This is a genomic window from Bradyrhizobium sp. JR4.3 (genome assembly GCF_040547695.1).
Classification (GTDB): Bacteria; Pseudomonadota; Alphaproteobacteria; order Rhizobiales; family Xanthobacteraceae; genus Bradyrhizobium; species Bradyrhizobium canariense.
The window spans coordinates 515,346-525,554 of sequence record NZ_JBEPQF010000003.1; the positions used below are offsets into that span (position 1 = coordinate 515,346).

Genomic DNA, 10,209 nt, shown 5'->3' on the forward strand with positions numbered 1-10,209 from the left:
GGAGACAATCATGATGAAGCGGATTTTCCTGGCGGCGATCGTTGCCACGTTTGCAGCGGGTTCGGCCTTCGCGGAGGACACCTGCGAAAGCAAGGCCGTCGGCAAGGACGGCAAGGCCCTGGCTGGCGCCGCCAAGACCTCGTTCATGAAGAAGTGCAAAGCCGAAGCCTGCGCGCCCAAGGCCGTCAGCGCCGAGGGCAAGCCGCTCGCCGGCGCCGCCAAGAACAGCTTTATGAAGAAGTGCGAGATGGGCGCGTAAGGCGCCGCGAATTCGCTGCTGCTTTAGCGAGCAATCGCCAGACGAACTGCCACATGGCCGGGCTTGTCCCGGCCATTCGCGTGTGTGTTTGCGTGTGCCGGCCTCCAGACCAAATCATCCGAAAGCGTCGCCCTAGACAGGAGCTCTCGACTGACCGATCATGTGGCGCTGAGCGAAGCGGGGCGCATCGACAAGGCTTTCTAGGAAAGGGAACGTCAAGATGTGGCAACCTCGAGTGCGTCATCACTTCATCGCGGCAATGAGCTTGCTCTTCTCTCTGCTCATCGGACTTGAAGCCGCGAACGCGCGGGGCCCGGGACTGCCCAACGTCATGGTGCTCGCAACCGGCGGCACGATCGCCGGCAGCGGGGCGAGCAGCACCACCGTGGTCGGTTACACCGCAGCCACGGTGGGCATAGAGACCCTCCTGAATGCCGTCCCCGAACTGAAAACGGTGGCCAACGTCAAGGGCGAGCAGGTTTTCCAGATCGCCAGCGAGAACATGAACAATGACTACTGGCTCAAGCTTGCCAAGCGCGTCAACACGCTGCTCGCGCAGGACGACGTCGACGGCATCGTGATCACGCACGGGACCGACACGATCGAGGAAACCAGCTATTTCCTGGACCTCGTCGTCAAGAGCAAGAAGCCCGTCGTCGTCGTCGGCGCAATGCGACCGTCGACGGCGATCAGCGCGGATGGGCCGATCAACCTCTTCAACGCGGTGATCCTCGCGGGCAGTGACGAGGCCGTCGGCAAGGGCGTGCTGGTTGCTCTCAACGATCAGATCAACGCGGCTCGCGATGTCACCAAGAACAACACCTCGACGGCAGACACCTTCCGTACACCGGAACTCGGCTTTCTCGGCTACATGCAGGGCAACAAGCCGTACTTCTATCGTCAATCGACGCGCCGCCACACGGCGGACTCCGAATTTGACGTCTCCAGCCTCGATGTCCTGCCGCAAGTCGATATCGTCTACGGCTATGCCAACATGAACCGGGTCGCGATCGACGCTTTTGTCGGCGCCGGAGCCAAGGGGATCGTGCATGCCGGCGTCGGCGACGGCAGCCTGGCCAGGCCCGCGGTCGAGCCAGCTCTCGACGAGGCCCGCAAGAAGGGCGTCGTGATCGTTCGCAGCAGCCGCGTCGGCAACGGCATCGTCGCGCGCAACGGCGAGGCCAAGGACGACGAGCACGACTTCGTCGTCTCGGATACGCTCAATCCTCAAAAGGCGCGCATTCTGCTGATGCTGGCGCTGACCAAGACGACCGACACGAAGGAAATCCAGCGGATGTTCTACACCTACTGAGCTAGCCCTACTCTCGCTTGAAACGGTAATCAAAGGCGGCGCCGAGCGGCTTGATCAGCCCGACCGTCGGCGCCGGAAAATGAATCGGCAGGATCAGCGTGTCGGTGTCCGCGACGGAAGCAAAGAACTTTCGCCGCGACACCGCCGACTGCTTCGGATCCCAATCCGGTCTGGCCGACCAGTCCGGCTCGCGGCACTGGATCTGATGATGCATGAGGTCGCCGGCGACCACCGCGCGGCGCCCCTTCGAGAAGATGTTCACGCAGCAATGGCAGGGCGAATGCCCCGGCGTCGGCGTCAGCGTGACGGTGTCGTCGAGCGCGTAGTCGTCATCGACCAGCAGCGCCTGTCCCGCCTCGACGATCGGCAGGCAATTGTCGCGAAACACGGTGCCGGGCGGATTGCTGCCCTTGGCATGCTCGGCCTCCCAAGCCGCATATTCACCCTTGTGGAAGACGTATTTCGCATTCGGAAAATTCGGCACCCAACGACCGTCGCGCAAGGTCGTGTTCCAGCCGGTGTGGTCGATATGCAGATGCGTGCAGAACACGTAGTCGATCTGCTCGAAAGAGATACCGAGCGCGAACAGCTGGTTGCGCCAGCGCGCCTTGCCCGGAAAATCGAACGGCGGCGGATGGCCCTTGTCCTCGCCGGTGCAGGTATCGACCAGGATGGTATAGCGCGGCGTGCGCACCACGAAGGTCTGATAGGTGATCACCATCATGCCGCGCGCGGCGTCGAACACCTCCGGCTCCATCGTCAGCAAATGGCGCTTGAATACGCCCTCGTCATAGGCCGGGAAAAAATCCTGCGGCCGCCGCCACGGCCCCTCCCGCTCGATCACCGCGTCGATGGTGATGTCGCCGATGCGCAGCTGCTTCATGCCTGTTTCGCTCCCTTTTTTGAAAGAGCGTAGCGAGAGGCACCAACGCGTCAAGGCGGCGTAGCGGAATGCTAGCTCCGCAACCCCGGCGCTTCCTGCCCCGTGCGCGCGACATATTCGGTGTAGCCACCGCCGAACTGGTGGATGCCCTCGGGCGTCAGCTCCAGCACGCGGTTCGACAGGACGCTGAGAAAATGCCGGTCATGCGAGACGAACAGCATGGTGCCCTCGAAATCCGCCAGCGCCGCGATCAGCATTTCCTTGGTGGCGAGGTCGAGATGGTTGGTCGGCTCGTCCAGCACCAGAAAGTTCGGGGGATCGAACAGCATCTTCGCCATCACGAGGCGCGCCTTCTCGCCGCCCGACAGCACGCGGCAGCGCTTCTCGACGTCGTCGCCGGAGAAGCCGAAGCAGCCGGCGAGCGCGCGCAGAGAGCCCTGCCCCGCGGTCGGAAACGCATATTCGAGTGACTCGAACACCGTCTGCTCGCCGTCGAGCAAATCCATCGCATGCTGCGCGAAATAGCCCATCTTGACGCTGCCGCCGACCGCCACGGTGCCATCGTCCGGCTCGCTCGCGCCCGCGACGAGCTTGAGCAGCGTCGATTTGCCGGCGCCGTTGACGCCCATCACGCACCAGCGCTCCCTGCGGCGGATCATGAAATCGAGCCCGTCATAGATCCGCTTGCTACCGTAGCCCTTGAACACCTTCTTGAGCGCAACGACATCCTCGCCCGAGCGCGGTGCCGGCGGAAAGTCGAACGCCACCGTCTGGCGGCGGCGCGGCGGCTCGACCCGCTCGATCTTGTCGAGCTTCTTCACCCGGCTCTGAACCTGCGCTGCGTGAGAGGCGCGCGCCTTGAACCGCTCGATGAACTTGATCTCCTTGGCGAGCATCGCCTGCTGGCGCTCGAACTGCGCCTGCTGCTGCTTCTCGCTTAGCGCCCGCTGCTGCTCGTAGAACTCATAATTGCCGGCGTAGGTGGTGAGCGAGCCGGAATCGATCTCGACCACTTTCGAGATCACGCGGTTGATGAACTCGCGGTCGTGCGAGGTCATCAGCAGCGTGCCTTCGTAGTCGCGCAAGAACTTCTCCAGCCAGATCAGGCTTTCGAGATCGAGATGGTTGCTCGGCTCGTCGAGCAGCATGACATCGGGACGCATCAGGAGAATACGCGCCAGCGCCACGCGCATCTTCCAGCCGCCGGAGAGCTTGCCGACGTCGCCGTCCATCATCTCCTGGCTGAAGCCGAGGCCGGACAGCGCCTCGCGCGCGCGGCCGTCGAGCGCGTAGCCGTCGAGCTCCTCGAACGCGTGCTGCACCTCGCCGTAGCGCGCGATGATCTCGTCCATCTGGTCGGCCTTATCAGGGTCGGCCATCGCGGTCTCGAGTTCGTGCAGCTCGGCCGCCACCGCACTCACCGGTCCCGCCCCGTCCATGACCTCGGCCACGGCGCTGCGGCCGGCCATCTCGCCGACGTCTTGGTTGAAATAGCCGATGGTGATGCCGCGATCGGTCGAGACCTGCCCCTCATCGGGCGGTTCCTCGCCGGCGATCATCCGGAAGAGCGTGGTCTTGCCTGCGCCGTTCGGGCCGACGAGCCCGATCTTCTCGCCCTTGTTGAGGGCGGCGGACGCTTCGATGAACAGGATCTGGTGGCCGGCTTGCTTGCTGACGTTGTCGAGGCGGATCATGAGGTCTTTTTGGGGGATTGTTGCGTTGCAGCGTCATAGGCCATGCGGGCCCCCAGGGGAAGCCCGGCCGGACCCGGATCAGCCCCGCGCGCCGCCGAATTCGCGCAATTCGACCCGCAGCTTAGGCCTTGTAGACCTCCACGGTCTGCATCATGCCCATCTCCTCATGGTTCATCATGTGGCAGTGGAGCATGTAGACGCCGGTGAAATCGATGAAGCGCGAGCGGAACACGACCTGGCCGCCCTTGCGCTCCACGATCACGGAATCCCGCCATTCCGGCACCGCCAGCGCCTTGCCATTGGCCGAGATCACCTGGAACGGGTTGGTATGGATGTGGAAGACGTGGTCGTCATGCTCATGGGTATTGACGATGGTCCACTCCTCGACCGCGCCCAGCTTGACCCGCTGATCGATGCGGCCGGGGTCGAACTTCTTGCCGTCGACGAAGAACTCGAATTCCTGCCAATGGCCGGCGGCGTCGGCCTCCGGCGCGGTCGCCGACAGCACCACCTTGCGGCGGTTGGTGATCTCGGAGTCCTTGATGGTCGCCAGCGGCGCCGGCGGCAGGGCGCGCGGCAGCTTCATGTCCATCGGCGCACCTGACACCACGACCCGCGCCAAGGGCCCGACCGGCGACGGATGCCCCTGATCGTAGGGCGTAGCGTTGAAGGCGTAGGTGCCGGGGCTGCCTGCCTTCACCAGAATGTCCGCGCGCTGACCGGGCGCAATCAGGACCTGCTTGAGCGGCTGCATGGCGCCGAGCTGGATGCCGTCATAGGCGATCGCTTGCAGATCGTGCTTCTCCAGGTCGAGCAGCATGTCGTCCTGATAGGCGGCATTGAGGATGCGCCAGCGCTGCACCTCGCCGGGCCGCATCTCGATCATTGGCCGGCGTTGGCCGTTGATGGCGAGAAAGCGCGTCGCGGTCTCGGGAAACAGCGTCTCGAAATTCTCGACCATGCCGTTGGAATCGTAGACCACCTGGGTGAGCACCATGAGCCGTTCGCGGGCTGTCGCGATCTCGGGGACGTCGGCGAAATCACCCTCGATGACGACGGCGCCGACCATGCCGGAGGACATCTGGATGTCGGCGCTGCCGTGATGATGCGGGTGATACCAGTAGGTGCCCATGGTGTGATCGGCCGGCAGAGTGATTTCGATGTTGTAGCTGCGGCCTGGCGCCATCGAGCGCATGACGTTGTCGGAAATCCCGCTCGGGCTGGTATGCGCGCCGTGGAAATGGAAATTGGTGTTGTTGAACTGGTGCGGATGGCTGATGTCGGCCGGCAATCCATCGCGGTTCGGCGGCAAATCGTTGATCATCTTGATGCGCAGGGTATCGCCGGGTTTCATGCGCAAGGTCGGGCCGGGGCTGCCGCCCTCATAGGACCTGACATAGAGCCTGACGCCGCCGATCTGGCGATAGGCATAGCCGACGCGCATGGTCGTGCTCAGCACGCCATTGACGGACCGCCGCACCTCGGGCTCGACCAGCGCTTGGTCCATGGCGGGAACGGGCGTTTCAGCGACCATCCCCATGCTCGGCGACATGTCCGCGGTGTGGGACATGCCCGCATGGTCGTGCACGGCGTGCTGGGCATTTGCGGCACCTGCGAACAGCGACAACGCGCCCGCTTTGAGACCGCAATCCAGCAATTGACGGCGCGACAATGTCGTCGTGCCCATGGCGCTGGTGACTGAAGACGCACCGTTCGGATCCTGCTGCATTTGAATTGCGCCCCCTGTTGCCGGACCGTCTTCCGTTCGATTCGACTCTAAAGCAAGCACCAAACCACAATTCGAGGCGCAAGCGCACCACATTCATTGGTTGTAAACCTCCTCAGCCGTTCTATCGTCGCAGGATGCATCGTGACGGATTCGCGCTGGCGCTGACCTATGCCCTCCGGACATCGCATGCTGGCCGCATCCCGATGTTCTCGAAACTCTGTACAAGGATATGATCATGAGGCCTTCGCGACGTGAGTTCGTGAAGTGGTTGTCGGCGGGAGGCATCTCGGTCAGCCTGTCACATCTGGCGTCCGCAGCCGGCGTGCCCTTCGCAGCGCACGAGACGCTGCCTGGACGCGGCAAGTTCAATCCCGCCACGGCGGGCGCCGGCCGGATCGACGGCGTCGCCAAGGTCACCGGTGCGAAGCTTTACGCTTCCGACTTCCGCGCCAATGATCTGCAGGGCTGGCCTCAGGCCACCTCGCACGCCATCCTGGTCCGCGCCAACGACGCCACGCATGTCTATACCGGGCTGGACCTCGCCCGCCTCGGCGGCGCGCTCAAGCCGTCGGTCGTGGTGACTGCCGCCGATCTCGACCGGATCGGGACCCAGGTGCCGGAGTTCTACGCGGGCGACCTGTTCTGTCCGATCGGCAAGACGCCGCTCTATCTGGGACAGCCGGTCGCGCTTTTGATCTTCGAGAAGTTCGACGCCTTCGATCAGGCACGTCTGGCGCTACGCGACGGCACGTTCGTCCAATTCGGCGAGGAGACCGGGCCAGTCGTCGTCCCCGATTACGGGGCCTTCCGCTTCACCCGCGTGGCAGGCCCCTCGCCTGACAAGCCGGATGTCTATTCGCCGCTCCAGGCCGGCTGGGTCTCGCCCAAGAAGGTCCAGAGCGCGGCGCTGCCAGTGTGGTCGCCGCTCGCGAAGGACATGCCCGCGGATTACGCCAAGGCGGCGAAATATGGCGAGCAGATCCGTGCCGAGCTTGCAGCGGATGACGCCTCCATGCTTGTGCTCGACCGCGAGTTCGAGACGCAATCGGTCGACCCGATGTTCCTGGAGCCGGAATGCGGGCTCGCCTGGTACGACGGCAAGGGCGGCAATCTCGAACTGCTGTTGGGCGTCCAGTCGCCCTACGAGGCGGCGGAATCGATCGCGCATCTCTTGGGCAAGGCCCGCGCGCCCTACAAGCCGGCGCACATCAACGCGCAGTTCGCCCATGTCGGCGGCGGCTTTGGTGGCCGCGATCACACGCCTTTCATTCTCTATGTTGCGCTCGCGGCGGTCTGCTTTCCCGGCAAGCCCGTGCGGCTGGCGCATGACCGCTACCAGCAGTTTCAGGCCGGCATCAAGCGCCATTCGATCAAGATGCGCTCGCGCATCGGTATCGATCGCGCGACCGGCAAGATCAAGGCGTTCGCGGCCGATCACGTGCTCGACGGCGGCGGCATCGCCCATTTCTCGGCCAGTGTTGCCGTCGTCGCGGCCACCGGCGCGATCGGCATCTACGACATTCCGAAGGTCGACGTCAGGACTGTCGCGGTGCACTCGCGCGGCGTAAGCGCGGGTTCGATGCGCGGCTACGGCATCCTGCAAGCCATGACGGCGCTGGAGGTCCTGATCGACGAGGCCGCGTCCGAGCTCAAGCACGATCCGATCGAATTCCGGCGGCGCAACGCGCTGCCCCAGAACGGCCGGACCATGACGGGCAATCCCTACATCGTCTCGGTGCGCACGCCCGAAATCCTCGACAAGCTCGAGAAGCACCCGATCTGGCAGCAGCGGGCGCAGTTCAAGCAGACCTCGTCGGATCGGCTGGTCGGCACCGGCGTCGCCTGCGTGACGAAAGACTATGGCTCCGGCGCGGACGGCTCGCTCGGCCGTGTCGAGCTTGGACCTGACGGCAAGATCGTGATCTTCTGCGATCATGTCGAGATGGGCAACGGCATCGGGACGGCGCTGGCCAACCGCGTCGCCGGCCATCTCGGCGCCATCGCCGACGAGGTCTCGGTCGCCCGCGTCGACAGCTATGACGTGCTCGGGCTGGTCACGTCGGGCGATCCCTCCACCATGGACCAGAAGACCCAGGATGCCGCGGAGAAAAACCCGCGCTGGGTGCCCGCGATCAGCTCGCCGACAAGCTCCTCGATCGGCGCCCATGTCGGCACCCATTCCGCCGCGGAAGCCGCCCGCGTCATTTTCCGCTTCGGACTATGGCCCTCGGCGCTCGAGCTGTGGCGCATCGCAAAGACTGATCCGCGCGCGGGACAATGGGCCAGCGCAAGCTGGAAGAACGGCCAGCTCACCATGCCCGGCCTCGAACCGCTCGCCCTCTCCGTGCTCTCGGCAACAGCTCATTCGCGCGGCTTCGTCACCGGTGCGGTTGCGCACAGCTTCTCGCGCTGGGCGTGGTCGCGGGCACGCTTCCCGCTGTCCGGCGAGCAATACCGCGCCGATATCGACGCACTGGCGATCCGCAAAGGCAACGGCAAGTTCGAGCGGATCAACCGCACCAGCGTCAAGTTTCCGCCGACCGACAACAACCGGATCGGCACCGCCTACACCTCGATGTGCGGCACGGTCGTTCGCGTCGAGATCGAGCGCGCAACCGGCGCGCTTCGCATCGCCAAGGCCTATAGCGTGCTCGAATGCGGCACCGCGCTCGTGCCCGAGGTGGTGATGGGCCAGGCCCAGGGCGGCTTCGCCATGGGCGTCGGCTACGCGCTGCTCGAAACCCTGCCCCCGTTCGAAGGCGGGCCGGGCAACGGCGAATGGAATCTCGGGCGCTATCTGGTCGCACGCGGCTCCGACCTGCCGCTCCGCGATCTCGAGATCGAGATGCTGAAGCCGCAAACGGCAGACGAAGCACCGAAGGGCATGGCGGAGGTCGTGATGATCCCGATCGTGCCGGCGCTGATCAACGCCATCCACGACGCCACCGGCCATCGCTTCCGCGCGCTGCCGGTCACCGCAAGCCTATTGAAGGGAGTGCTCGCGTGACGACCCTCAGCCTCACCATCAACGGCCAGAAGCACGGTCCGATGGACGTCCGCGACGATCTCTCGATGAATGATTTTCTGCGCGAGATGCTGGGCATGACCGGCACCAAGTTCGGCTGCGGCGCCGCGCAATGCCTGAGCTGCGCTGTCATCGTCGATGCGCCCGACGGCACCAGCACCACCAGCCCGACCTGCGTCGCGCCCGCCGTGAATTTCGACGGAAAGTCGATCCGCACCGTCGAGGGCCACGCGAAGGACGGCGAGCTCTCGACCCTGCAAAAGGCGTTCATCGCGCATTTCGCCTTTCAGTGCGGCTATTGCACCGCCGGCTTCCTCAACGAGGGCCAGGTGCTGCTCGAACGTCTCTCGCGCACGCCGGTCGCGCGCGAGGCGCTGGAGCAGACCATCGCGGATGCGCTCGACGGTCATCTCTGTCGCTGCACCGGCTACGTCAAATATCACGAGGCGGTGCGAGACGTGATCCTCGCCGACTCGAAGCGCTACCTCATGGCCACCAAGTGACACGCATGATGATCTCCGACGTGCGGTTCAAGATGATTGCCGTGGTCGCCGCCCTCGCCGGCAGTCTCAGTGCGGGCTACGCGGCGTCGGAGACGGCAAGCCACGCCCTCGCCTCACCCGAGAGCTTTGCTTCGATCGGCGACACAGAGAAGCGTTCGGCCGCAATCTTCACCGAGCTCGGCAAGGTGCTGACGCATCCGCGCTGCACCAATTGTCATCCGGCCGGCGACAGGCCGCACCAGGGCGACAATGCCCGCCTGCATCAGCCACCCGTCACGCGCGGCGCCGACGGCCACGGCCTCGAGGCGATGCGCTGCAACAGCTGCCACCAGAAGGCCAATTTCGAGCCCGGCCGCATGCCCGGCCATCCCGACTGGCATCTGGCCCCGCGCGAGATGGCCTGGGAGGGCAAGACTGTCGCCGAGATCTGCGAGCAGATCAGGGATCCTGCGCGCAATGGCGGCCGCAAGGTGGAAGACCTGATCGACCATATCGGCAAGGACACCCTCGTCGGCTGGGCCTGGAAGCCCGGCTTCGGCCGCTCGCCCGTGCCGGGCACGCAACAGCAGGCCGGCACGCTGGTGGAAGCCTGGGCCAAGACGGGAGCGGCGTGTCCGGCGCCGTGAGCGGGTGCTCACAAAATCGATTTGGGTGAATAGCCGCAAGTTGGGAGCGGACATGGTCAGCCCACCTTAGAGAGTCGGCTATGGGCCGATTTTGTTGCAAAAGTCGGCCACAATGGATTTGACCGCTAGACCTTTCGTTGAGCCGCGCTCTGAAGCGCTGGCCCTGAAGCATTTTACG

General features: G+C 64.6%; 8 protein-coding genes. 5 read left to right on the top strand and 3 right to left on the bottom strand.

From position 1 onward, the window contains the following. Positions 1–10: 10 nt before the first annotated feature. The gene (locus tag ABIB91_RS08510) at positions 11–259 is read left to right on the top strand and encodes a hypothetical protein (RefSeq protein WP_007591786.1); all 249 of its coding nucleotides are present in this window, start codon (positions 11–13) and stop codon (positions 257–259) included. 220 nt (positions 260–479) lie between these two features. Next, entirely contained in the window at positions 480–1,571 is a 1,092-nt protein-coding gene (locus ABIB91_RS08515; RefSeq protein ID WP_354167389.1) for a type II asparaginase, read from the top strand. A 7-nt stretch (positions 1,572–1,578) separates the two neighbouring features. Here the strand turns inward: ABIB91_RS08515 and ABIB91_RS08520 are convergent, their stop codons facing one another. The 3 genes from ABIB91_RS08520 to ABIB91_RS08530 form a co-directional block, all read right to left on the bottom strand. After that, positions 1,579–2,454: an MBL fold metallo-hydrolase gene (locus ABIB91_RS08520; protein WP_354167386.1), complete on the bottom strand. Its 876-nt coding sequence runs from the start codon at positions 2,452–2,454 to the stop codon at positions 1,579–1,581. Positions 2,455–2,525: 71 nt separating this feature from the next. Beyond that, positions 2,526–4,148, bottom strand: a complete 1,623-nt coding sequence (locus tag ABIB91_RS08525; protein ID WP_354167384.1) for an ABC-F family ATP-binding cassette domain-containing protein — start codon at positions 4,146–4,148, stop codon at positions 2,526–2,528. Positions 4,149–4,269: 121 nt separating this feature from the next. After that, positions 4,270–5,877 (bottom strand): multicopper oxidase family protein, encoded by a 1,608-nt coding sequence (locus tag ABIB91_RS08530; RefSeq protein WP_354167381.1) that lies wholly within the window; start codon positions 5,875–5,877, stop codon positions 4,270–4,272. A gap of 235 nt (positions 5,878–6,112) precedes the next feature. Between ABIB91_RS08530 and ABIB91_RS08535 the strand changes: the two genes are divergently transcribed. The 3 genes from ABIB91_RS08535 to ABIB91_RS08545 are packed head-to-tail and all read left to right on the top strand — an operon-like array spanning position 6,113 to position 10,031. Beyond that, complete coding sequence (locus ABIB91_RS08535; RefSeq protein WP_354167378.1) at positions 6,113–8,884, top strand: xanthine dehydrogenase family protein molybdopterin-binding subunit; 2,772 nt, start codon at positions 6,113–6,115, stop codon at positions 8,882–8,884. Continuing rightward, a complete protein-coding gene (locus tag ABIB91_RS08540; RefSeq protein ID WP_007591800.1) occupies positions 8,881–9,405 on the top strand; it encodes a (2Fe-2S)-binding protein in 525 nt (174 codons plus the stop codon). The genes ABIB91_RS08535 and ABIB91_RS08540 overlap by 4 nt, the downstream gene beginning before the upstream one ends. A gap of 8 nt (positions 9,406–9,413) precedes the next feature. Then, positions 9,414–10,031 carry an Isoquinoline 1-oxidoreductase subunit gene (locus ABIB91_RS08545; protein ID WP_354167778.1) on the top strand — a complete coding sequence of 206 codons (618 nt, stop codon included), beginning with the start codon at positions 9,414–9,416 and terminating at the stop codon, positions 10,029–10,031. Positions 10,032–10,209: the final 178 nt, after the last annotated feature.

Excerpts from the sequence above, each read along its gene's own strand:
- ABIB91_RS08530 (WP_354167381.1), bottom strand. The coding sequence starts at position 5,877 with ATGCAGCAGGATCCGAACGGTGCGTCTTCAGTCACCAGCGCCATGGGC.
- ABIB91_RS08535 (WP_354167378.1), top strand. The coding sequence starts at position 6,113 with ATGAGGCCTTCGCGACGTGAGTTCGTGAAGTGGTTGTCGGCGGGAGGC.
- ABIB91_RS08545 (WP_354167778.1), top strand. The coding sequence starts at position 9,414 with ATGATCTCCGACGTGCGGTTCAAGATGATTGCCGTGGTCGCCGCCCTC.
- ABIB91_RS08515 (WP_354167389.1), top strand. The coding sequence starts at position 480 with ATGTGGCAACCTCGAGTGCGTCATCACTTCATCGCGGCAATGAGCTTG.
- ABIB91_RS08510 (WP_007591786.1), top strand. The coding sequence starts at position 11 with ATGATGAAGCGGATTTTCCTGGCGGCGATCGTTGCCACGTTTGCAGCG.
- ABIB91_RS08520 (WP_354167386.1), bottom strand. The coding sequence starts at position 2,454 with ATGAAGCAGCTGCGCATCGGCGACATCACCATCGACGCGGTGATCGAG.
- ABIB91_RS08525 (WP_354167384.1), bottom strand. The coding sequence starts at position 4,148 with ATGATCCGCCTCGACAACGTCAGCAAGCAAGCCGGCCACCAGATCCTG.